The following is a 25,002-nucleotide window of genomic DNA, read 5'->3' as shown; positions in this document are numbered from 1 at the left end:
GGGTAACCACTTTTTACTTTGTATCGAGCGTCCTTACTTCCCCTGTACTCAGTTTAACAGTCCACACAGGGATGAGTTTCATTCCTGCCTCTGTCGGCAGTGGACGATAAGCGGGGTATACACTAACCACATCTGTATCTCCAGCGACTTCTTCAATCTGCTGTTCCAGTTGTTCCCCGTAAGGAAGCTGTACCATCTGCTTATCGACTTCTTCTCCCTCTCTTAAATAGAGCAGGGAACGTTCGTAAGTAGCAACAGACTCTTTCTGCACATCAAGATACATATGCTCAAATCCATACTGCGGCAGATCTAGGATCTGATAGCTGTCATAATAGGGAAATAAATTAATTTCCGTACTCTGATTCTCCGTATTCATGGTAAGCTGGTAAGTCCCGTTAAAACCGCCATATCGATTCACAAAATCAACCGCTGCAAGCACGTCTTTCGTCCGGTCTACTTCACTTGTCAGCACAGCTGCCGGGTCATTATAACTAATCCAGCGCTGGTTATATTTCACCTGCAAACTTCGCTTGCTGTCTGTATAGATTTCCGATCCATCTTTCTCCTGAATATTTCGCGTCATACTCGGGTCGAAGAATAGACTGCGCTGCATTTGTTCTACCGTATACTGACCTGTTGGAACCTCTACCTGGAGTACTTCGAGTGGTTCCTCTGGAATATAGTATCCGGCCTCAGTTAGCTGATAAGGAGTCCAGCCCGTCCCGAAATCCACATGCTGCAGTACATCCTGAACCGTTAAATCGACATCTGAGGCCTCATAGACAACATCCCCCCGAGCGCTGAAGAACAGAGCATGTACCTTGGGGTCTTTATCGGTAGTATAGATCCATATCTTATGAATCGTTTCTCCCTGAAAAAGAGGATCTGGATCAAGCTGCATAACCCGCTGCAGCAGCGATACAGGAATACCCCCATCAAACGATAGCTCCATGCCCCGATGCTTCTTCTTCAGTTCCTCCCAATCTGCAGAATCTACGCTCTGCCTCTCAAAATCACCAAAATTCCGGCCTTGGAGCCGTGAATAGATGAGCTGATAAAAGGTGGATTCCGGATAAAAAATCGTATGCTTATCCTTTCCCATATGAATGATCATCTGATCAGGAAATAATAGATTCTCTACTCGCTGTTCCTGACCCATATTCTCGGTCTTGATGTAGTTAGATTCACTATTCACTATGGAGTAACTTCCCGGCAGACGGTAAATAAGAAAATAACTCTGAACAAGACTGGCTGTGATCAGCAGTACTAATACCGTGCTTTTCAGACCTTCCTTCATGAATAGCCCCTCTCTTCCTGTACAAGAGGCAGAATGAACGTAACTCTTGTTCCTTGTCCAAACTCAGAGTCAAGTTCAATGTCGCCGCCATGTGCTTTGACGATTTCCCGGGCAATCGACAAACCAAGCCCCGTACCGCCCATACTGCGAGCTCTTCCTTTTTCCACACGATAGAATCTTTCGAAGATGCGTTCAATATCCTTTTTAGGAATGCCGATCCCGGTATCCTCAACCGATATGGCCACCCCTTTTTCTACAAGGGAAGCAGCCAAGGTGACACTCCCTCCCTCATTCGAATACTTGAGCGCATTAGATACCAGATTATCGAGAAGCTGATCGATCTGATCCCGATCCATAGGTACTTCCGGAACTCCCCGCTCTACAATGACCGCAATACTCATGTGTTTCTGCTGCATCTGGAATGAGAAGCGATCAGCCACCTCTTCCAGTACATCGATGATTGGAGTAAGCTGCTTACGAAGCGGGGCTTCACTAGAGTCAAGCCGTGACAGATGAAGGAGATCGGTAACCAGTCTGATCATCCGCTCCGTTTCATTTTGGATCACCCCAACAAAACGTCCTCCTAGTTCAGGATCTTCAATTGCTCCATCATCGAGTGCTTCTGCATAGCTTTTAATCGTTGTCAGCGGAGTTCTCAGCTCATGGGACACATTAGCCACAAACTCACGCCGTGATGCCTCAAGCTCCTCCTGTTCCGTCACATCCTGTAGCACGATAATAGTACCTGTTCCGCCATGCCCTCGCCGATGAACAGGGGTAAACGTAACCCGAATCACGAGTGATCCATCCTGACCTTGGGGGTGAATTTGTAAAAGCGTAGAAGCAGTAATGCCGCTCAGCATCGTCTCCGCTTCCTCCACATCAAGTCCGAGCAGGACAGCAAAATGCCTTCCGGTCATTGCAGATTCGTCGGCACCCAACATGAGACTGGCACGTTTATTCACGAGAATAATACGTCCAAGTTCGTCCGTAGCGACGACGCCATCACTCATATTAGCAAGGATCGAGGACAGCTTTTCTTTTTCCTCTTCATTCTCAGATAGTGCCGTTCGTAAACGGCTTGTCATATAATTAAAAGCTTTGCTGAGCTGCCCGATCTCATCGGTCCCATGCACCGGCATTTTAGTGCGAAAATCTCCTTCCGCAACGGCATTTGCCTTTCGTGTTAGTTCCTTAATCGGGGCTGTAATGGTATGTGATAGAATGACACCGAGCACAGCAGTCAGACCAAGCGCGATCATAACTCCGGATATAAAAATATTATTGATCCGCTCCATTGTTGTGTATAATTCGTTCATCGATGCCGCAATATAGACAGCACCGACGATTTTCCCTCCGGAGGAGACCGGCTTGGCTACTACTTTTTTACGTACATTATCTTCATCTATCACATTTTCTTCATTATCTCGAATTCCTTGCAGTGCACGACTAACCACGGTTTGTGTGTTTTTACGGCCTATGTAATTGTTGTGCGAGCTAAGGGTTGTTGTCAGCACACGACCGCTTGCATCAAGCACCTGAATCTCTGCACCGCTAATATTAAAAAGATTATTTACCAGTGTCCCTAGACTCTCGGTTCGTTCTTCACCAGCATCACCGTCTCCGGTTACAAGGGTTTCCGCTACAAGTACAGACAGCATTTCAGCACGTGCGTGTAAGTCTTCTGTAAAGTTGCTGGTCAGCGACGTTTTCATCGCACTAACAAAGTAGACACCAATCAGCTGCATTGCTACCAGAATGAGAAGTACATATACAATAATCAGTTTGGCTTGGACAGTACGAAAAAAAGAAGTCCACTTCATCTACAAAACTCCGCTCTTGGAACCTCGAATCAAATAACCAAGTCCTCTGCGTGTCACAATTGTTTCCGGTTTGCTTGGATTTTCTTCAATCTTCTCTCTCAGACGCCGAATCGTCACATCCACCGTCCGCACATCACCAAAATATTCAAACCCCCATACTGCCTGCAGCAAATGTTCTCTTGTCATCACTTTGCCTGCATTCTTGGCCATATAATAGAGCAGTTCATATTCGCGGTGGGTCAGATCAAGCGTTGCTCCGCCTTTGTATGCCGTATACATATCGGTATCAAAATAAAGGTCATGTAATTTCAGCCCCTGCTGTTCTTCTGCCGAAGAGGAAGTATCCACTTGAATCTGTGGTTTTTGTTGTCTGCGCATTTGCGCTTTTACCCGGGCCAGCAGCTCTCTTGTGCTAAATGGTTTCGTGACATAATCGTCCGCTCCAAGTTCCAATCCTAACACCTTATCAATCTCCGAATCTTTAGCCGTCAGCATAATAATACGGGTCTCAAGCTGTGCTCTTACCTCCCGGCAGACATCCATTCCGTCCTTACCTGGGAGCATTAAATCCAGCAAAATTAGATCCGGTTGTTCAGACAATGCAAGTTCCACGGCCTGTATGCCGTCAAAGGCACAAGTAACCTGATATCCCTCTTTCTCCAGGTTAAATTTAAGGATATCTGCGATTGGTTGTTCATCATCTACTACGAGAATCTTTCCTTGCATACAATCGCTCCGCTCCAACGTTTATTTTGTGAAAAAGACCTCGGTCTCATTTATCTGCTTAATACGATCTATTTTAACACACCTAAACCGGCAGATTCACTAGGTGAAAAGGTCTCCTTTCTCACACAAAAAAGCATGATCTGTCTCTATACAGACCATGCTTTCCTATTTTACGGCAGATATTTCATTGGATTCTGCGCAACACTGTCTTTTTTAATCTCAAAATGAAGGTGTGTGCCTGTCGAGCGACCGGTATTACCCATCACACCGATGGCTTCACCTTTCTCAACAATCTGTCCTACCTTCACATCGATGCTGTTTAAGTGTCCATACACGGTTTCGTAGCCATTACGGTGATTAATAATAATGACGTTGCCATACCCGCTTTGCTGCCCGGCAAAAGTAACGACTCCTTCGTCTGATGCTTTAATCGAACGTTCTCCGACAAGGTCAATTCCTTTGTGCTGTCTGCCCCATCGCTGTCCAAAACTACTGCTGATCACAGCATTCGATACAGGCCAGGTAAACACGCCGCTGCCTTCCCCGGTTACTTTCGTACCCTGTATTACAATCTCAGTTACCGAAGCTTCCAATACTTCTTGTCCAAGCCATTCTTCCTTAACGACTTCACCGTTCTCTTTGGTAATCCGATAGCTCATTTGTTTTCGTCCTGTTTTCCCTTCACGAACCACTTTGGTTACTCCTGATTTAAGCTCGTCGCTTTTACGAACTTCTACCTGCGGCTCAGTAATGACTTCTTCAACCACATGTTCTACCGTTGTTACCGTAAGTGCTGGTTTCAGTGCAAGAACAGTAATCTGCTGTCCGACCTTAATGAAGTCATTTCTAATGTCTGGATTGAGGGAACGAATTTCAGCTAGTTTCATTTGATGAGCCTTAGCTATAGAGGATAAGGTGTCTCCTTCTTTAACCTGATAAGGAAACTCTTCTTCCATTCCTTCGGTTAGAAGCTTTATCGCTTCCTCGTCTGTTAACACTTTATTTGGGTCAGCTGCCACTTCTCTTACTGCTACTTCTTCCTTAAGCTGTATAGAAGCGAGAGTAACCTGTTCTTCTTTGGCCTCCGCCGTATCTTCTTCTGATGAAGTAAAAGCAGCGACCGATCTCACTTTTAACCCAACATCTGAAGAATCAGCCTTTGCCTCGGCCGGAATATACATCTCTTTTACGCGCTCCAGAATCTGATCTGCTGTTTCTTGATCTTTTACAATTGCAATCACTTTGTCTCCTACTTTAAGTTCAGCGCCTTCCGCATAAGCCGTAATCATTCCATCCAGCTTAGCTAGCGTTTCTTCAGTAGTGATGCTTACCGGTTTACTCGTACGGATCTTCTTGAGCGAGATCGCCTCTGTATTCAGCTTCATAGTAACATCCGGGTATTTCTTCTCATATTCCTGTTTCTTCTGGTCGTATAGCGAGAGCAGCTCTTCTTCACTGGATAAGGTACCAATCAACTCATCCTTCACATATACGTTGTAATATGGAGTCGTGAGTAACTGATGACCGGCAAATCCTACAGATAGCATCATAAAGAAACCTGCTGCAGTAAGCAAAAACCATTTGCGCGGTTTCATAAAAAGCTTTTTAGTTAGGGAAACCGATGTATTCGTGTTGTCTTTCGAACTGCTCATGATTCTCTCCTTTATGGTTACACGCCTTAGGTATATTGTTATTGTCACCGGTGTATTATTTGTTATTAATGACATACTTATGAGTCATTTCATTCAATTTCATAGCTAAACTTCATATTTGTGTAAAAGTGTCAAAATTTTAACCTTTTGTCCACTTGTATACTCTATCATAGGTTTTCCTTCTCTAGCAACACGGGAAAACATGCCAAAAAACCCGCGACAAGCGCGGGTTTCCTGAACTTTCCTCTATTGTTCTGGTGTCAATATGGCCATAAGCTGCTTATACTCTTCTTCCGTTAGGTACTTCGCTATTACCTGCTCCATATCTTGCAGTTCTTGTTCTGTAATTCCATTTTCCATGTTGCTTGCTATGAGCTGCATCTCATCCGTTGGTATTTTATTCATCAATAAATCAAAAACTTCGGTCTTCTCTTCATTCGGAATGGTGTCCTTATATTTAGCCACATCATCGGGTGACATAACCACAGGATCCTTTGTTTCTTCTGGATTGTCAGTACCTTCATCAGGAACTTCCGCTAAATCAGGGGCTGAATCCTTGCCGCCACTCGAACTTTCAGGTGAGTTACTGCTCTGCTTATTCGCTGCACGATCCGGTGTCTTTTTCTGTTCCTCTGTACTTTTTTCACTCGTATTTTCATTCGTATTGCTAGAGTTCATTCCTAACGCACCTTGAAAAATAGAAGTTAGGCCTGTCGGCTGTCCCTCCCATGCAATATTAAAACTAGATAGCAGAGACTCTACATAAGATTGCACAATAAGACCTGTTGTCAGCAATGTAAGTGTACTTACCAGCATGACCGTTATTACTATTTTTCCGCACCATTTCAGCCATCTCATGATTTTATATGCCTCCTACTGATTAAATCACTCTCCGCCCTGCCCCTCTTTAGAGAAGTAGGAATTATAGAAGTGTATAAAATCAGTATTGACGCATGAGGCTCTATTCTATCCTTATTTCCTACCTCAATTTTTATGAAATTAATTCTTTTACTAGAAATAAAAAATAATCCTGCTTTTTAACGAAAAAAGCTCTCCACTTCAACTCCCTAATGAAAGGTAGTTAAAAGTAGAAAGCTTCTATTTAAATATTTAGATGATAAGCTCTGTCCTACTAGAGACTAAGCTCATGTTCTATTTTATATTATTCATAAATCGGCAGAATCTGATTCGTTTGCTCACGGTTGCGACCTACAGAGAAAATAGCAATCGGAATTCCTGTCAGCTCAGACACACGCGTTACATAATTACGTGTATTCTCAGGAAGGTCTTCTAATTTCTTAGCTGCTGTAATATCTTCGCTCCAGCCTGGCATCTCTTCATATACGGCTTCACATTCAGCCAGCATTTTCAGGCTAGCCGGATAATGGGTAATGAATTCACCGCGATATTTATACCCTACGCAGATTTTTACCGTATCAAGACCTGTAAGTACATCTAAAGAGTTCAAGGATAAGCCCGTAATTCCGCTGACACGGCGCGCATGACGTACAACAACACTATCAAACCAGCCCACACGACGTGCACGGCCTGTTACTGTGCCATACTCATGACCTTTTTCACGAATATAATCACCGACTTCGTTATTAAGTTCGGTTGGGAAAGGTCCATCGCCAACACGAGTCGTATACGACTTAGCTACACCAATAACCTCTTTAATCTTAGAGGGTCCAACGCCTGAACCAATACATACACCGCCTGCTGACGGGTTAGAAGAGGTTACGTATGGATAGGTACCTTGGTCGATATCGAGCATTACCCCTTGTGCACCTTCAAACAATACTCGTTTATTCTCATCAATCGCATTGTTAAGAACAACGGATGTATCGGTCACATAAGGACGAATGAATTCAGCGTACTCGAGGTATTGCTTCAGAATCTCTTCTACATCAAGCGGCTCGACACCGTACACTTGCTGAATGACTTGGTTTTTTTCTTTGACCATATGACGGAGTCTCAGTTCAAATTCCTCTGCATCCATGAGGTCTGCAATTCGGATCCCGTTACGAGCAGCTTTGTCCATATAAGCTGGGCCGATCCCTTTACGCGTCGTACCAATTTTATTTGGACCTTTGCGCTCTTCTTCCAGTTCATCGAGAACCATATGATATGGCAAGATGACATGAGCACGATCACTAATCACTAAGTTCTTCGTAGAGAATCCATTATCATGTATATACGTAATTTCTTTAATAAGTGCCTCTGGGTTTACAACCATCCCATTTCCTATGACACATGTCTTATCTTCATAAAAAACACCGGATGGAATTAAGCTGAGCTTAAATTTCTTATCGTCAATCAGGATTGTATGACCTGCATTATTACCTCCTTGGTAGCGAGCTACAACTTCCGCACTTTCTGCCAAATAATCGGTAATTTTGCCTTTACCTTCGTCTCCCCATTGTGTCCCCACAACGACTACTGTTGACATATTCATTCCCCCGTAAATGTAAATTACAAACTTTGTTTATTATATTCACTTGGCATTGTTGTCTTCATTCATAGTATTCGTAGCTGTCCATGGACAATTCATAAAACGTCAGAGTAGTAAAAAACCTGCATTCCTTCATTCTTAACGTTACAGATCATTAAATCTGTACGCTTGCTGCTAAAAGCAGCAATTCAAGTTTACCAGTCACCCAAAGCAAAGTCAAACATAAAAACGAACGATTATACACAACTTAAATATATTGTTCGTGATTAGATGTGGTTGTCCAAAAAAAATCCACTGTCCAGTGTAAAATAACACTAGTCAGTGGATCTCTTGTCCATCTATCTTACAATCCAAATGGATTACCCAGCAAAGGCATCCGCATGAACTCGCTCATAGTTTACGAACTTATTAAAGTTTTTCAAGAATACGAGTTCAACGGTTCCGACCGGACCATTACGCTGTTTAGCAATAATGATCTCGATAATATTTTTCTTCTCTGTATCCTGATTATAGTAATCATCCCGATACAAAAAGGCAACAATATCAGCATCTTGCTCGATGGAACCTGATTCACGAAGGTCACTCATCATCGGACGTTTATCCTGCCGTTGCTCAACACCACGACTAAGCTGCGAGAGCGCAATAACAGGAACGTCTAGTTCACGGGCAATTTGCTTTAGGGTACGAGAGATTTCAGATACTTCCTGCTGACGGTTCTCGCCGCTCTTGCCGCGTCCCTGAATCAGCTGGAGGTAATCGATCACAATCATACCGAGGCCCTTTTCCTTTTTAAGACGGCGACATTTAGCCCGAATATCCGCAACGGTGATTCCTGGAGTATCATCAATGTAAATCTCTGCTTCCGATAAAGCAGCAATCCCCATTGTCAGCTTGGACCAATCGTCGTCACCTTTAAACTCCCCGTTACGCATGACATTCGCATCGAGGTTAGCTTCTGCACAGATCATCCGCTGTACCAGCTGAGCGGCTGACATCTCGAGACTAAAGATAGCTACCGTCTCATTTGCTCTTACCGCTACGTTCTGTGCGATGTTGAGGGCAAATGCCGTCTTCCCTACAGAAGGACGTGCCGCAACGATAATGAGGTCATTTCGCTGAAAACCACTCGTCATTTTGTCCAAATCCACAAAGCCGGAAGGAATCCCTGTTGTATTCCCCTTGTTCTGATAAAGGGTTTCTACTTTATCAAACACTTCCATGAGCACATCTCTAATGGCAATAAAGCCGCTGCTGGATCGGCGATTAGAAATCTCAAGGATTTTCCGCTCGGCATCACTAAGCATTCCTGACACATCTTCTCCGCCAGCATACCCTTCACTTACAATGGTAGTTGCTGTTCGAATCAATCTGCGGAGCATCGATTTTTCTTCAATAATCTGCGCATAATAATCCACATTAGCCGCTGTTGGGACAGCTTGTGCCAATTTTGCAAGGTAACTTACCCCACCGATATCCTCAAGCTGCCCTTTATCCTGCATAAGCGAGGTGAGCGTGATAAGGTCAATTGGCTGGTTATCTTCACTAAGCTGAATCATGGATTCATAGATTAACTGATGAGACTTGTCGTAGAAATCTTCAGTCGATACCCGCTCCATAGCGGTAATCAAAGCCTCTGCTTGTAAAAGAATAGCACCTAGAACGGCCTGCTCTGCTTCAAGGTTTTGCGGTGGAACCCGGTCGAAATAAATCTCGCCGCCCATCTTATTCCTCCGTCACTTGGACCTTGAGCGTGGCTTTGACATCCGGATGGAGTTTAACACTCATCTGTGTAACCCCAAGGGTACGAATCGGTTCATCCAGCTCGATTTTCCGTTTATCAATCTTATAACCTTGTTTACCCAGTGCTTCAGCGATCTGTTTGCTTGTAATAGCACCAAACAATTTACCGCCTTCACCCGCTTTAGCTTTCAGTTCCACCGTTACAGTTTCCAACTTTTCACCAAGTGCTACAGCTTCTTCTTTTTCTTGCTGTTTACGTTTCTGTTCCGCAGCATTTTGGTTTTCTAGAACTTTTACGTTACCATCTGTTGCCGGACGCGCAAGTCCTCTTGGCAGCAAGAAGTTTGATGCGTAACCTTCAGACACCTCTTTAACTTGACCTTTTTTCCCTTGACCTTTTACATCTTTTATAAAAATGACTTTCATTCGAACAACCCCTCTTCCTTCTCGATTTCAGAAAGTACATCTAACAAACGTGATTCTGCCTCTCTAATCGGCATGTCTAGCTGAACAGCCGCATTCGTTAAATGACCGCCGCCTCCAAGTCGTTCCATAACAACTTGAACATTCATTTTACCAAGAGAACGGGCACTGATGCCAATTAATCCATCTGGACGTTCACTAACAACGAAAGAAGCAACGACATCGGTCATATTAAGTAATGAGTCTGCCACCTGTGCAATGAGCAACTGTGAAATTATCTGTCCTTCTTCGGTAACAGCTACTGCAATATGCCCATGAATCATTTTAGCATGTTTTATGATTTCTGCTTTCGCAATATATTCCTGGAGATCCTCTTTGAGCAAACGTTGCACCAGAATGGAATCCGCACCAGATCGTCTTAAGTAACCTGCCGCTTCAAACGTTCTTGAACCCGTATGAATTGCAAAATGTTTCGTATCCACCGTAATCCCTGCCAGCAGTGCCGTGGCTTCCAGTGGTCTGAGCTGTAATTTATCATGAATGTACTGTAGCAGCTCTGTGACGAGTTCAGCAGCTGAGGAGGCATATGGCTCCAAATAGATCAGCACTGCATCGTTTATAAATTCTTCTCCTCTACGGTGATGGTCGACCACCACTACACGAGAAGCCTCTTGTACAAGTCTAGGTTCGATCGTCATGGATGCTTTGTGTGTATCGACGACGACAAGCAAGCTGTGCTCTGTGATCATCTGCTGTGCTTCTTCCGGTGTAATAAACGAAGCCCCGACCTGCTCGTCTTTATACACCTGCTCCATCAATCGTTCAATCGATGGATTCGATTCATCGAGCACAATGTAGGCATCCACATGATATAGATTAGCAGCTTTCCATATCCCAATGGAAGCCCCTATCGCATCCATATCTGGGATTTTGTGCCCCATAATAAAGACTTGGTCGCTCTCTTGCATGAGATCACGCAGAGCATGCGCAATAACCCTTGCTCTTACCCGAGTTCTTTTTTCCACGGCATTGGTTTTACCGCCATAAAAAGAAAGTCGCTGACCCGCTTTTACTGCAGCCTGATCCCCGCCCCGCCCAAGCGCCATATCGAGACTGGACTGAGCAAGCTCCCCAAGCTCACGAATGCTGTCTGAACCGTAGGCAAGACCAATACTGAGCGTCATAGGAACCTTCAAATCGGCTGTCATCTCCCGAATATCATCGAGGATAATAAAGCGACTCATCTCAAGATCCTGCAAGGAATTATGATTAAGAATCATTAGATAACGTTCTGAAGACAAACGTCTTAGATAGATATTGAAGTCCTTAGCCCAGGAAGTAATCTCACTTGCTGCACGAGCAGTTAGGGCAGTGCGCTGCTGGTCATCCATGCCTTGGGATGCTTCATCCAGATTATCCAGCATGATAATACCAAGCGCTATTTTTTCTTTCTCATATTTATCCCGAAGTGTTGCAAGCTCAGTTGTCTCATAAATGTAGATCAGCCGCTCTTCTGGATAATGTCTTAGATCATATACTTGTTCATTCATCCGATATTCAAATTGGATATCATGAGGATGATCCTTATGATGATCCTTTTTGTCTTTGTCTTTTACCTTAAAGGGCAGCTGTGGAAAAAGGGTCGCCAGATCACTGCCAATCAGTGTTTTCTCACCAAACATACGAGAGACAAAGCGATTGTTCCACTCGATAGAATGGTCCTCGCTGTATAGAACAATCCCAAGCGGCAAGTTGCTGACGACTTGTCCTTCTACCCTTTTAATACGTAGATTTAGACCGCCTATATACTGATTCAGCTCTCTTCTAAAATCAAGTTCAGCTTTGACCATTACGAAACCAAGAATGGCCACAAGGACAAGACAGACAAGACCAAGCGGCCAATTATAGGCAACAAGAAATGCATCCAGAATGAGTAAAAGAGCAAACGCCCAGACGGTCTGGTATCCGTGCCAGCGTTTTAAAAGAAATTTAGGCATTAAAAATTCATCCTATCGTTTTGGTCTGGAAATGGCTTCACGGAGTGGAAAAGCAAGATCAATAATCCCGATAATCCGCATGGGTCCAATCAGAACCGTCGCTGCTGCAAGCAAGAAGGGCAGTATAGGATGCCATTTTTTTGTATGAGCAACATAGAAGAAGAAGCCGACGGCTTGAATCATAAAACAGAAATTAATCAGCGGAACGAAATTAAGAGCAATTATCGTCATAAAGCTAGATCCCGAGCCATCTGCAACAAGTTGTAGAATAATACCTATAAAATAATACCAAATTAAAGCTTTTGGTAATCTCCACTCTCGTGCAGGCTTTAGTCTTGGTACATGAACGCCAAGTCGACTAAGCACCGGACGAGCAATAGAGTGTGTTATGGATGCCATAATAAAGGAAGTGACAATCAGAGCGAACGGAATCATCTGTACCGTTGTTGTTTTAATACGCTCTGCCATTTCTTCATCTATCACGAGTCCATTGGTGAGTGCATTGTTACCACCGGCTTCGGTCACCGGAGTGAGTGTGAGTGTAACAACATCCTTCATATATCCTTGAAAATCAAACTGAAAAATAGTGGTGCTAATCAGCAGCAACAACAAAAATTCAGCAAGGATCGTACCCGTACCTGCCATAAGTGTATTCAGTGCCGGCTTTTTCTTTTTGTAGAAATGTCCCATAACAATAGCTGGTATCAAAAAGAAAATCGATAACAGCAAATAAAAAGGCTCTACAATGAAAGCAATCAGAGCCACAGGGATAATATGCAGGCAGAAGGCTTTCAAGCTCAGTGAGCCGTACAGAATCACCCCAGGCAGAATAATTAAAAATACACTAATAGCTGTCAGCGGCGGAGTCAGTAGTGATAACAAAAGCACAAGATAAACTATACTCCATATAGCTGTTGACCAGCGAAATTTCAAATGTTTTCACCTCTTACGCATATGATCTTCGAGAGCAGAAATATCTTTATACCAGTCTTCAAGCTGGTGACCTTCCTGTTTGTGTTTTTTCAGCTTATCGATGAGCAGATCATCCATATCTTTAAAAGAAATCCCAAGCCTTCTCCCCAGGATATAACTGCTCATGATGAGACTTGCAAGACTATCGCTGATTCGCGCTGTGCTTCCTTCCCAAAGCGCTTTAAACAAACGTGACACTTGATCCAGCATTTCCGTTTTAAGCCATTCAATCACTTTCGCGCGTTTCGCTACATCCAGTTCTTTTGGCATGCTCATGATCGTCACACTCCCGTGAAAAGCTTTATTCTCCATTATAGCATAAAAGGGAATATCCATAAAAAGGACTGCTCGGAATCTCTTGTATTAAAAATGAGACCTTTTCCTCTATTTTAACCTGAATTCGTATTAAGGGATTCTTTCTCCACCATATTTTCGCAATATTCAATAATTTGACTACGACGTACAATCCCAATAAACCGATCCATATCATCGACGACCGGCACAAAATTTTGTGCTTTTGCGAGATTAATTAAATCCCCCATGTTGGCATTAATGGAAACAGGTTTAATATTTACTCGCAGGGGTACATCCTTAAGATAAAATTTTGAAGCGTTTTCAAATGTAATCTCCCCCTTAGAATTCTTCATATGCCATAGAAGATCTCCCTCTGTTACTGTCCCTTTGTATTTTCCGTCTTTAGTCAAAATAGGAACTGCAGTAAAGCGGTGATATTCCATCCGTTCAAGAGTCTGTCTCAGCGTTGCATCCGAGGTAACTGTTGCTACCTCCTGTTTGGGCAGCAAGAAAAAAGCAATATTCATAACTAAACACTTCCTCCTTATGTTAAGGCAATAGTAAAGTATTTGTATCTTTTACATATCGCGGGGTTACTTCTTACTTACTACCATTATATTCTCATAAGACAACAAAATCAGCACCAGACTTAAAGAAATAATCGTCCAGTGCTGATCTTACGTCCACCTATTCTGTATCTTTACTCTTTATATCGTCCGTGTTCGGTTTCATTAATGTCTCTGCCGTCGTATTTGGATCGAGCCAGTTACTAATCAGCTCTTTAGCATATGCCAGATAATCTTCATCTACGTCATCATAGAAGATCCCATTCTTTCTTACCCCTTCACCCATAATAGTGAAACTAGAAATTTCAGGGTTGCTCTGAGTAAGCACTTGTTTAGCTAGGTTGATAATAAAAGAAGGCTGCATATTGGTTTGGAAGTTATCTCCCATAATATCAAACAGTTTCGGTATATTCGAAATTTGGCTAAGACTCAGCATTTTGTTGGCAACTGCATTTAAAAAGATCTGCTGACGCTTTGTCCGGTTGAAGTCACTGTCTTCGCGATAACGAATGTAATAAAGTGCTTCCTCTCCACTATACAGCGGCTTACCACCTTCAATCGTAAACTGTACGTGATTTGGATTTTTGTTGACGATATCTTCTTCAATCGGAAGTTCAATACCGCCAATCGCGTCGACAACTTCCTGAATGGCTGTAAAGTTTACCGTTGCATAGTAATCAATTTCCTTCTCCAGGAAATTTTCTACGGTGTTAATTGACATCTCCTCTTCCCCAAATGCAAAAGCATGAGTGAGTTTATCATAATCATCTTCACCGTCTTTATTTGAATCGTGTCCTATGATTTGTACATACGTATCACGGGGAATCGAGACAAGCAGGACTTTTGATTCTTTAGGACGAACCACCGAATAAATAACGGTATCGGAACGACCTCGCGTTTTCTCATACGGTCTTGCATCCGTTCCTAGTAACAGAACAGAAAATGGCTTTTCTTGATATACGATAGGCTCGGCATTAGCTTCACCTCTATATGATTTCTCGAGCTGATTTTTTATAGTATCGGATAAGAACAAATCAAATGCTGCAAGAGCAATTTTTTGTCTAAAAGGATAGGCTACCGCGACTAATACAACAAGGGTTACAAGCGTGATCAGTAAACCCTTTTTTTTATTGCGTTGCTTTCTTCTTGATCTAGATCTCATTGGTTCATTCCTTCTCTTAGTATGGGGGCTGCAGTCCTATTTTCTATTTTAGTAGGCACTAGAGGTCACAGGAGACAAATCACTCGTAATCATTCTTTCTATACGGAACTGCCTCACTCTATAATGTCCTATTATTTTTTATCGTGCAACTTGTACATTTTGCTATATTACCATATTAATCTGTAAGACTGCACCATGCAAATTGTCATATTTCTCCGTGTTTTGTAACCTTTTTGGTTTATTTCTAGGAAATAGAGAAGGGTTTCCCTAACATTTTGAATTAAAAAGAGGGTCTTTGAATAACTTGAAGCCACGTTGAAGCCCAGTTTTGGGTCCACTCTTTTGCACTATAGGAGTGAGCAAATCCATAGTCAAACAATTGCTTGGCTTCTTCAAAACGCTGTTCTTTAGTTTCTGCTCCCATGATAATAGCAATCAATCGTTGCCCGTTCTTTTTCACCGTACTTGATAAGCAATAACCTGCATCTTCTGTATAGCCCGTTTTAAGACCGTCTGCCCCGCTGTAAGCATATGGACCCTTTACATTGTCCAGCATCCAGTTAGTATTGCTCATATATAATCCTTTGTTTCTTAATTCAACTTGAGTCTGGCTTGAAAGTTTTAAAATTTGAGGATGTTGTTTAATAAGGTGAGCAGAGAGTTTAGCAACATCTTTTGCCGTCATATAGTTCTCAGAGGGTCCACCAGATAAAGACGAAGAACCTGTCGCATTATTATATTTTGTATGTACAGACAGTCCTATAGACTTCGCTCTTCTATTCATTTCTTCTACAAAACGTTCTTCAGAGCCAAATGCATGCTCTGCTAGAGCAATCGTTGCATCATTTGCGGAATAAACAGAGATGACCTTAAGTAGTTCGTTGACTGTGAATTGATCATTTTCATTTAGAGATACATTAATACCAGCTGATGTCGCAGCATGTTTGCTGATCGTTACAATGTCACTTCTAGAAATATGTCCGGCATTCATTTCGTCCAGGATAATAAGCTGTGTCATTAATTTGGATAAGCTTGCTGCAGGCAAAGGGTGATCCCCATTAGAACTAACGATAACCTCACCTGAAGAAGCGTCCATGAGCAGGGCAGCACTAGATTGAATAGATGGTTTTCCTACTAAGCTTTCTGGCCTTATACCTATAAATATGACAGCGATGAGAACAACCAGTATACTGCTTCGCAAGATCCATTTCTTCATCTCTACTCCCCCATTCATTTTATTTTTCAAAAAAATTCGATTTTACTAGCAGAATATCCTTATCTATGTAACCAATCTATCGTTCTAATCTTTATTAAACCAATCTATATAAGTATAGACGTAGAAAGTAAGGTTTTTGTCTGCATTTTTCTATATTTTTTAAAAAAATAATGAAAGGGAGTTTATTTTTATTTCTTTGTAACCAAAACACAGCTTTTCTACACTTTTATAGTGTAAAAAAGCTGTGTTTGTGGTACGGCGCCTGAGCACTGCCAATAATCAGTGCAGTAAATGATTTCTATTTTAGAATTCAATATATTTATGCATAGTGACATGCCACATAGTGATCTGAACCTACATTACGGTACTCCGGAACCTCTTGCTTACAACGATCCGAAGCAATAGGACAACGAGTATGAAATTTACAACCTGAAGGTGGATTTGCTGGACTCGGGATATCCCCCCTAAGCACAATGCGTTCTCTTTTCAGTGTCGGATCTGGAATGGGCACCGCGGATAGTAGAGCTTTTGTATAGGGATGAAGCGGATTGCGGAACAATTCATCCTTACTAGCCATCTCTACCATGGAACCAAGATACATAACACCAATTCTTGTGCAGAGATGCTCTACTACACTGAGATCATGAGATATAAACAGATATGTCAGCTGTTTCTCTGCTTGCAAATCACTAAGCAAATTAATGATCTGAGCCTGAATCGATACATCCAGTGCAGAAACCGGCTCATCTGCCACAATAAAGTCTGGGTTTAGAATGAGTGCACGCGCAATTCCAATCCGCTGACGCTGCCCGCCTGAGAACTCATGCGGAAAGCGATCATAATGATATGCAGAGAGACCGCAGATACGCAAAGTTTCTTCTACGGTAGCTCGTATCATCTTTCTAGGAATTAATTTATGGTCCAGCAGTGCTTCGCCAATTGCATCGCCTACCTTGATCCGGGGATTCAGTGAACTGAAAGGATCTTGGAATACGATCTGCATTTCCGGCCGAATGGATCGCAGTTTCTCCTTAGATAAGGTATGAAGATCCTGTCCTTTAAAAATAACCTTACCCGACGTTTTATCATTCAGTCTAAGAATGGTTCGGCCAATGGTACTCTTACCACAGCCAGACTCTCCTACGAGTCCGAATGACTCTCCTTTATAGATAGTAAACGATACATCGTCTACTGCTTTTACATCACCCACACGACGCTGAAACACGCCGCCCGTAATCGGAAAGTATTTCTTTAGATTCTGTACTTCAATCAGCGCTTCTGTCATCGTACCATTGCCTCCTCCTCATAGAGCCAACATGCGACTTTATGTCCTTCTTCATCTCTACGCAGTGGAGGCTCTTTCTCGCGGCATATGTTCATGCAAGACTCACAGCGATCGTGGAAATGACAATTCTGCCCGAGTTCAACTGGGTTTGGCACTTGGCCTGGAATAGAATATAGACGTTCCTGTCTTTGATTAATAATCGGCTTAGCCTTAAGGAGTCCTTTGGTATATGGATGTTTTGGTGCTTTAAATAGTTCAAATACCGAAGCTTCCTCAATTACTTTGCCTGCATACATAACGACCACATAATCAGCCATTTCCGCAACAACACCTAGGTCATGGGTAATGAGCATGATGGAGGTATTAAATTTCTCTTTGATATCACGCATCAGATCAAGAATTTGTGCTTGAATGGTTACATCAAGTGCAGTCGTCGGTTCATCAGCAATGAGCAGCTTTGGATTACAGCTTAGTGCAATGGCAATCATGATCCGCTGACGCATACCGCCGCTCAGTTCATGTGGAAAAGAGTCTACAATTTTCTCAGGGCGAGAAATCCCAACTAGACTAATCAGTTCAATCGCTCTCTTGCGAGCTTTCTTCTTATCCAGCAGCAAATGAATCATTAGCGGTTCACTGATCTGCTCCCCGATCGTAAGTACAGGGTTTAAGGAAGACATCGGTTCTTGGAAAATTATCGAGATATCATTACCGCGAATTCGGCCCATATCTCTTTTATTGAGCTTAAGAAGATCTTTACCTTCAAATAAAATCTGTCCCCCAGCCGGTTCTACCTCTAATAAACGCATCAGTGACATTGCCGTTACGCTTTTTCCACATCCGGATTCACCAACGACGCATACAGTTTCGCCTTCGCGAATCGTAAAGCTTACATCATCAACCGCTTTCACGATCCCTGCGGATGTATGAAAATGCGTTTTTAAGTTACGGAATTCTACTAAGTCTTTTGCCATCTTCGCATCTCCTACTTTTTCATTTTAGGATCGAGCGCATCGCGTAGCCCGTCACCAATCAAGTTAATCGATACTACGGTAATCAGAATACACATGCCTGGCGGAATCCAGATCCAAGGTCTTTTTCGGAATTCAATCAGTCCATTCGCTTCAGAGATCATATTGCCCCAAGATGGGGTTGGAGGAACAACACCAAGCCCTAGATAACTAAGGGTAGACTCAGATATAATGGCACCTGCGACTCCAAGCGTTGCTGACACGATAATAATGGGAACGGTATTAGGCAGTAAATGTCTAAAAATTTTGCGACGGTCACGAAGACCGAGTGCTTCAGTAGCCTGCATAAATTCCTGTTCTCGCAGCGTCAGAATCTGACCACGAACCAAGCGAGCCAGATACGGCCATGCGAGAATCCCCATAATAAGCATTAGATAATAAATTCGATCCTTAGGATCAACTTTCATATCAGAAAGAACTGCCCCTAAAATAATAAGAAGCGGCAAAGACGGTAAAGACATAAAAATCTCACAAATACGCATAATAACCGTATCCACAAAGTTTCTATAAAAACCAGCCAACGCGCCCATGATAGAACCTAAAATTACAGTGATTGCAGTAGCAATGATACCTACCATAATAGATACACGACCTGCTAACATTACACGAAGCAGAATGTCTCTTCCGAGCTTGTCAGTCCCTAACCAGTGCTCCGCATACGGAGCTTTATTTTTGTCAATTACCTTGTAATCATTTAAATTATATGGTGAAATCATGGGACCAAATATACAAATAATGATCATTAGTACTAGAATAAAAAGTCCACCTACAGCAAGCCGATTACGGGTAAAACGACGTACTGCTACACGCCATGGGGAATCTGGCTGCTTAACTGGAGCTTGAACATTCGTATTTAATGGTGCAGCCTCTATTGACAATGAAATCTCCTCCTACTTTAAACGTATTCTAGGATCAGCAACCCCATAGAGAACATCGGATAGCAAAGTTCCGAGTAATGTAAGAACCGCTAAGAATATAGTGAATCCAAGCATAAATGGATAATCTCTCATCGTAATCGATTCCAGATAAACTTGTCCTACACCAGGCCAAACAAAAATCTTCTCTAATATGATTGCTCCTCCAAATAATCCTGGAAGTTCTAGACCCATTAACGTAATCGCAGGAAGCATTGCATTTCGAAGTGCGTGTTTGAAAATTACCGTTCTTTCCTTCAGACCTTTTGCACGGGCTGTACGAATATAATCCTGACGTATCACCTCCAGCATACTCGTTCTGAAATAACGCGTTAGTGATCCTGTACTGAGCATGGTGAGCACAAGAACAGGCATAAACATATGATTAGCTACATCTAAAATATAATCCCATGTAGAACCAGGTTGGCCTGCTGTTGTCATTCCTCCTACAGGGAATAGTTTTAAATCAACAGCTAGGAATTTAATTAAAACGAGTCCTAAGAAAAAAGAGGGTAGTGACATACATAAGAATACAAAGAGTGTAACAATCTTATCGAAGAATGAGTATTGAAATTTGGCTGATAAAACTCCTGTAAGAATAGCTATAATCCAACTAAACATAAGACTAAAAAATGCAATGATAAATGAATTCCATACATAATCTCCAATTACATCAGTAACGGGTCTTTTATGTTGAAGTGAGTCCCCCATATTACCGGTAATCATATGTCCTACCCATGTGAAGTACCTATCAACGACACCTTTATCGAGACCATATATCTCTCGTAATTGCTGAGCCTTTTCCGCAGTCATATTCGGATTTTGCTGAGCTGTAATATAGTCTCCTGGAATGAGTGCTGTAATTGCAAAAACAATTATGCTGATTCCGATCATCGTCGGAATCATCTGCAGCAGCCTCCGGATAATGTACTGCTTCATAATATTCCTCCCGGATTATAATTGGATAAGCTCAGCTCTTTAATGAGCTGAGCTTATCATAATCATGCAGTTAAATTATTGTGCGAGTTCGGCTTGATAAAGAGAATATGTGAAGTCTTTATAAGGAGTAATCTCAAGTCCAGTTACACGACCATTAACAGCCCAAGCATCTCTTCTTTGGTACATCAGAATATCAGGGATATCTTTGTTCAGCTCTTGGTAAGCCTGTGCATAGATTTCTTTACGTTTGTCTGGATCAAGTTCTTTTTTACCTTGTTTCATCAACGCATCATAAGCTTCGTTAGAGTATTTCACGCGGTTTTGTGCTCCGCCCGTTGTGTATACTGTTCCATCTGGATCTGGAGTAAGTCCCCATGCCATGAAGAACATATCGAAATCGCCCTTATCTGTTTTATCAAGGATTGCATTAAAATCAAGTTTTTCTGCATTGAGCTTAATTCCAAGATCTTGATAGTTAGCAGTCATTATCGGCAAGATAGCATCAACTACTGGGTTATCAGCAGTACCAGAGAAATCGATAGTCAGTTTCTCACCGTCTTTTTCACGAGTACCGTCTGCACCTACTGTCCATCCAGCTTCATCTAGCAATGATTTTGCTTTTTCTGTGTCGAATGCATAAGCTTCAATTCCTTCGTCTGTATAAGCCCAAGATTGTTTAGATTGTGGAATGTTAATTACGTCTGCAAATTTACCGTAAACGGCTTCCACAATTTCAGCACGATTCAAACCATATACCAATGCTTGACGAACTTTAGCGTCTTTAAATTTCTCTTTTTCATGGTTGATACCTACATATCCATAACCATTGGTAGGGAAGACATTAATGTTCAAGAAACCATAGGATTGAAGTTCCTCAATGTTATCTTCATTTACAGTTACCATATCCATATCGATCTCGCCTGTGTTAAGCATAGCAAGTTTAGTTTCATCTGTAGTTGATTTGTAAATTACATTTTTGATTTTCGGTGCACCAGCGAAGTAGTTTTCATTTGCTTCAAGTATAACTTGTTGTCCTGGTTGGAAAGATTTCATAATATACTGACCAGAACCTAGTGGCTTGTCGTTCAATGCTTTTACAGGTTCAACGTTACCTTGTTTGTAGTCTTTACCGTAATAAGCTTCTGGAAGGAAAGTTATTCCACCTAGGAAGTCTTTAGTAAGAGCTGTAACTTCAGTAACTTCTACTTCTACAGTATTCTCATCTACGATCGTCACGCCCGAGATTTCGCTAGCTTTACCATCGTAATAATCTTGTCCGCCCTTAATCATGTAAGACAATGCATCAGAAGGTCCATCATAACTCTTGTCATGAAGAACTTTTAGAGAGAAATAGAAATCATTAACCGTCACTGGTGTTCCATCTGTATAAGTCACACCCGGTTTTAGTTTGAAAGTATATTTCAAACCATTTTCACTAACATCAATGCTGTCTGCCAAATGAAGAGAATATGTTCCATCACCATTTATGGTTTGAAAACCATCAAATAGGATAACGTTAACCATATCATCATACGCAGAATCTTGGAAAAGTGGGTTAAATACGCCCTTAGGAGAAGTTACCCCTACAATCAAAGTATCCTTACGTTCTGTGGCAGTTGGTGGATTTTGTGACATGTCTGTTGCTTCAAACAACCCATCATTCTGTGTAGCATCTTCAGCAGGTGCTTCTGGCGTCTCTGGTGCTGGTGTTTCTGTGTTTGGTGTTTCCCCCGGAGTTGGTTCTGCCGTTTGTCCGCCAGCGCATGCTGCAAGTACCGTTACCAGCATAAGCATGATCACTAGCAATAACGAAAATCTTTTTCTCATGAAAATCCTCCTCGTAAATTTCTATAAATGCTTATAAATTATCAGGATAAAATATATGAAAATTATCCATGAATAATTACAGAGTTACTAAATTTGTGAAGTATTATCATGTTGCTAGAGAAACAAAGTAGGGCAGGAATGATGAATAAATAAGTGGTGAATACGAACTAATAAATGGATTGCATTTATACGAATCTAAATATGTAGAGTATCCTTGGTGTGAGGTTATAATGAATAATAAAAAAAGCGGAAATCTAGTGCTAGAGATGCATACTTTTAGACCATCGGTCAATAAATGTAATATCATCCTATTAATTGGTATTAAATAATTTATTTAATGATACGTGTAAATTTTACTAACGTCAATGTTTTTTTACATTCCATTGATATTTAACGTTTATTTCTGTTTATAAGGGGTAAGAGTTTAATTATTTCAAAGACGTACTGATTAATAGATGACAGTATATTGTTATGCTTAATAAAAGGATTGTCTATATATAACATATACATTACACATAAAATGGTAAATAAATATTAGTGTGAGTAAACATAACGCCTATTAAATCAAGATTGGATGGTTCTAGCGTTATCGTTCAGTAGAGGATGAAGTAAAGATATTTTAACGAATCGTGGTTACATGATTACTTTTATTAGAACTTTTTCCCTATTATACAATTCTACTTATTTATTTCAACTATCCTATATGCTGAATTGTAAACATCCTGTGAAAACTTTCATGAAAATAAAAAAGGTCCTACATAAGCAGGACCCTATAATATCAATTTAAATCCAGTTCATAACTCATTGAAACGTAAACCTCTGTAACTATATAGACAAAAAACCACTTGATCAATATATAGTCTCATTAAAGCAACTAAAAGTATTATAAAAGTGGTTGGTTTGTCAACCCTTCTTACTTTAACCACTCTAACAACTTCTTCTACATCTTCTACTTCTGCTCATTCATTCTTCGCTTGCTTCTAAATCTTCAGAGTCTAGTATATATCCGGGTGGTCTTTTACCGCGCTGCAGATCAGCTATACTGTAACCAAAATCATACTGAAGATGAGGGTAATCTGGGAAACTAGCCCAATCGCCTCCCCATTCAAAACCGAGTTCTTTAGCGATCGCTACAATCTCCATCCAATCTGATTTCCCATTTCCATTCCCATCATAGTCCATATCCCATATCACTTTATCTGCCGATACCCTAATCGCAAAATCAATAGCTAGTCCATAATTATGATAAGATTCCCCGCCTCTAGCAGAAGTTACAATTTGCCCTGCGGTGGATCGTCCTTGTTCAAAGAGTTCATCTTGCCTCTCTTCACTCCGGTATCCTTCTGTAATAATGATCTTTATACCGCTCTTTCTTCCTCGTTCTACTAACTGATTTTGCTTTTCAGCAACAACGGGGTGTAATCCCGTTACTTCAAACTGTTCTTCTTTAACCTCTCCAAAAAAAGGAAGGCTCCAATGAATACGGAAAGTGTCCGACTGCGAAATATAATATACAAGTCCCAAGAGCAACAGCATTAACAATAAACGTCCTGAAGTCCCGCGTCTTTGATGTGTTTGCCTTCTCATAACCACTCCTATATTCTATCTATCCTATCATTATTTTTTGTCTAATAGGAAAATCACAACGTTGTTCCAACATCTCCATAGTTAATAGCCACTTTATATCAATAGATTAGAGAATCGAATCAATTTCATAACTCATTAAAACAATAAATTTGTAACTATATATAGACAAATAGAACCATTTTGATCTATATATACTCCTGATTTAAGCAACTAAAGGTATTATGAAATTGATTCAAACGTATGTAATTATTAAAACAAAAAAAACAACCTGCTGTAAACAGCAAGTTGTTTTCGATCACTGAACCTGAAACTATTCAGTTGTGTACGGAAGCAATGCGATTTGACGGGAGCGTTTGATTGCAATCGTCAGCATGCGTTGGTATTTTGCACTCGTGCCAGTAACACGACGTGGCAAAATTTTTCCGCGTTCACTGATAAATTTACGAAGCAGGTCCGTATCTTTATAGTCAATGTGAGTAATTTTGTTTACAGTGAAGAAACAAACTTTACGACGTTTATTACGGCCACCACGGCGTGCTGGTCTTTTATCGTCTCCGCCTTCTCTTTGTTTGAAGCCCATGCTATTCAGTCCTTCCTAATTAAAATGGCAAATCATCATCCGAAATATCAATCGGTTTACCGTCATCCGAAAAAGGATCCTGATTGTTCCGTGAGAAATTGTTGTTCCCTCGGTTACCGTTGCCGTTGCCTCCGAATGAAGGCTCTTCACGCACAGTTCCACCGCTATTTGTGTTACCACCATCACGGCTAGATTCCAAGAAACGAACGTTATCAGCGATAACTTCAGTAACGTATACACGTTTACCTTCGTTATTCTCATAATTACGTACTTGAATGCGTCCCTCGACTGCTGTTAGACGGCCTTTACGCAAATAATTTGCACAAGTTTCCGCTAGCTGTCTCCAGGTAACGACCGGTATAAAATCAGCTTCCCGTTCTCCACCTTGACTTGTAAACGGACGGTCTACAGCAAGTGTGAATTGAGTCACGGCTACTCCAGCAGGAGTATAACGTAATTCAGGGTCACGGGTTAACCGGCCAATCAGAATGACTCGGTTCAACAATCTAATCCCCTCCT

The 25,002-nt window shown here is 41.6% G+C and carries 22 protein-coding genes; all 22 read right to left on the bottom strand.

The features are described from left to right. Nucleotides 1-13: 13 nt before the first annotated feature. Nucleotides 14-1,297 (bottom strand): YycH family regulatory protein, encoded by a 1,284-nt coding sequence (locus tag GQY27_RS14370; protein WP_160035571.1) that lies wholly within the window; start codon nucleotides 1,295-1,297, stop codon nucleotides 14-16. Then, complete coding sequence (gene walK, locus GQY27_RS14365; RefSeq protein WP_160035569.1) at nucleotides 1,294-3,120, bottom strand: cell wall metabolism sensor histidine kinase WalK; 1,827 nt, start codon at nucleotides 3,118-3,120, stop codon at nucleotides 1,294-1,296. Before walK ends, GQY27_RS14370 begins: the two co-directional genes overlap by 4 nt. Continuing rightward, nucleotides 3,121-3,846, bottom strand: a complete 726-nt coding sequence (vicR, locus tag GQY27_RS14360) for a cell wall metabolism response regulator VicR (protein ID WP_160035567.1) — start codon at nucleotides 3,844-3,846, stop codon at nucleotides 3,121-3,123. A 170-nt stretch (nucleotides 3,847-4,016) separates the two neighbouring features. Next, nucleotides 4,017-5,498, bottom strand: a complete 1,482-nt coding sequence (locus tag GQY27_RS14355) for a M23 family metallopeptidase (protein ID WP_160035565.1) — start codon at nucleotides 5,496-5,498, stop codon at nucleotides 4,017-4,019. A 246-nt stretch (nucleotides 5,499-5,744) separates the two neighbouring features. Further along, on the bottom strand, nucleotides 5,745-6,356 hold the full coding sequence (locus GQY27_RS14350; protein ID WP_160035563.1) for a hypothetical protein: 612 nt from the start codon (nucleotides 6,354-6,356) through the stop codon (nucleotides 5,745-5,747). A gap of 304 nt (nucleotides 6,357-6,660) precedes the next feature. Then, nucleotides 6,661-7,947 (bottom strand): adenylosuccinate synthase, encoded by a 1,287-nt coding sequence (locus tag GQY27_RS14345; RefSeq protein WP_160035561.1) that lies wholly within the window; start codon nucleotides 7,945-7,947, stop codon nucleotides 6,661-6,663. 362 nt (nucleotides 7,948-8,309) lie between these two features. Continuing rightward, on the bottom strand, nucleotides 8,310-9,671 hold the full coding sequence (gene dnaB, locus GQY27_RS14340) for a replicative DNA helicase (protein WP_160035559.1): 1,362 nt from the start codon (nucleotides 9,669-9,671) through the stop codon (nucleotides 8,310-8,312). A 1-nt stretch (nucleotide 9,672) separates the two neighbouring features. Continuing rightward, on the bottom strand, nucleotides 9,673-10,116 hold the full coding sequence (gene rplI / locus GQY27_RS14335) for a 50S ribosomal protein L9 (protein WP_160035557.1): 444 nt from the start codon (nucleotides 10,114-10,116) through the stop codon (nucleotides 9,673-9,675). Continuing rightward, nucleotides 10,113-12,110, bottom strand: coding sequence for a DHH family phosphoesterase (locus GQY27_RS14330; protein ID WP_160035555.1), 1,998 nt, complete (start codon nucleotides 12,108-12,110; stop codon nucleotides 10,113-10,115). Before GQY27_RS14330 ends, rplI begins: the two co-directional genes overlap by 4 nt. Before the next feature lie 12 nt (nucleotides 12,111-12,122). After that, nucleotides 12,123-13,043: a DUF2232 domain-containing protein gene (locus GQY27_RS14325; RefSeq protein WP_160035553.1), complete on the bottom strand. Its 921-nt coding sequence runs from the start codon at nucleotides 13,041-13,043 to the stop codon at nucleotides 12,123-12,125. A 6-nt stretch (nucleotides 13,044-13,049) separates the two neighbouring features. Further along, complete coding sequence (locus GQY27_RS14320) at nucleotides 13,050-13,352, bottom strand: MazG-like family protein (protein ID WP_160035657.1); 303 nt, start codon at nucleotides 13,350-13,352, stop codon at nucleotides 13,050-13,052. A gap of 119 nt (nucleotides 13,353-13,471) precedes the next feature. Then, nucleotides 13,472-13,903, bottom strand: coding sequence for a CBS domain-containing protein (locus GQY27_RS14315; RefSeq protein WP_160035551.1), 432 nt, complete (start codon nucleotides 13,901-13,903; stop codon nucleotides 13,472-13,474). A gap of 160 nt (nucleotides 13,904-14,063) precedes the next feature. Continuing rightward, nucleotides 14,064-15,104 (bottom strand): LCP family protein, encoded by a 1,041-nt coding sequence (locus GQY27_RS14310; RefSeq protein WP_160035549.1) that lies wholly within the window; start codon nucleotides 15,102-15,104, stop codon nucleotides 14,064-14,066. Nucleotides 15,105-15,384: 280 nt separating this feature from the next. Beyond that, on the bottom strand, nucleotides 15,385-16,320 hold the full coding sequence (locus GQY27_RS14305) for a D-alanyl-D-alanine carboxypeptidase family protein (RefSeq protein WP_160035547.1): 936 nt from the start codon (nucleotides 16,318-16,320) through the stop codon (nucleotides 15,385-15,387). Nucleotides 16,321-16,639: 319 nt separating this feature from the next. Beyond that, nucleotides 16,640-17,605 carry an ABC transporter ATP-binding protein gene (locus GQY27_RS14300; protein ID WP_160035545.1) on the bottom strand — a complete coding sequence of 322 codons (966 nt, stop codon included), beginning with the start codon at nucleotides 17,603-17,605 and terminating at the stop codon, nucleotides 16,640-16,642. Beyond that, complete coding sequence (locus GQY27_RS14295) at nucleotides 17,602-18,579, bottom strand: ABC transporter ATP-binding protein (protein WP_160035543.1); 978 nt, start codon at nucleotides 18,577-18,579, stop codon at nucleotides 17,602-17,604. Before GQY27_RS14295 ends, GQY27_RS14300 begins: the two co-directional genes overlap by 4 nt. Before the next feature lie 11 nt (nucleotides 18,580-18,590). Then, nucleotides 18,591-19,514, bottom strand: coding sequence for an oligopeptide ABC transporter permease (gene opp4C / locus GQY27_RS14290; RefSeq protein ID WP_160035541.1), 924 nt, complete (start codon nucleotides 19,512-19,514; stop codon nucleotides 18,591-18,593). 12 nt (nucleotides 19,515-19,526) lie between these two features. Then, complete coding sequence (locus tag GQY27_RS14285) at nucleotides 19,527-20,489, bottom strand: ABC transporter permease (RefSeq protein ID WP_160035539.1); 963 nt, start codon at nucleotides 20,487-20,489, stop codon at nucleotides 19,527-19,529. A gap of 75 nt (nucleotides 20,490-20,564) precedes the next feature. Further along, nucleotides 20,565-22,316 (bottom strand): ABC transporter substrate-binding protein, encoded by a 1,752-nt coding sequence (locus tag GQY27_RS14280; protein WP_160035537.1) that lies wholly within the window; start codon nucleotides 22,314-22,316, stop codon nucleotides 20,565-20,567. 963 nt (nucleotides 22,317-23,279) lie between these two features. Further along, a complete protein-coding gene (locus tag GQY27_RS14275; protein ID WP_328803004.1) occupies nucleotides 23,280-23,903 on the bottom strand; it encodes a M15 family metallopeptidase in 624 nt (207 codons plus the stop codon). Between the two features lie 310 nt (nucleotides 23,904-24,213). After that, nucleotides 24,214-24,483 carry a 30S ribosomal protein S18 gene (gene rpsR, locus GQY27_RS14270; protein ID WP_160035535.1) on the bottom strand — a complete coding sequence of 90 codons (270 nt, stop codon included), beginning with the start codon at nucleotides 24,481-24,483 and terminating at the stop codon, nucleotides 24,214-24,216. Between the two features lie 19 nt (nucleotides 24,484-24,502). Beyond that, nucleotides 24,503-24,988 carry a single-stranded DNA-binding protein gene (locus GQY27_RS14265; RefSeq protein WP_160035533.1) on the bottom strand — a complete coding sequence of 162 codons (486 nt, stop codon included), beginning with the start codon at nucleotides 24,986-24,988 and terminating at the stop codon, nucleotides 24,503-24,505. Between the last annotated feature and the right edge of the window lie 14 nt (nucleotides 24,989-25,002).

Source organism: Paenibacillus sp. An7, from assembly GCF_009870785.1.
Taxonomy (GTDB): Bacteria; Bacillota; Bacilli; order Paenibacillales; family Paenibacillaceae; genus Paenibacillus.
The sequence above is the reverse complement of the archived record's forward strand: the minus strand, read 5'-3'. Positions and strand labels throughout refer to the sequence as shown.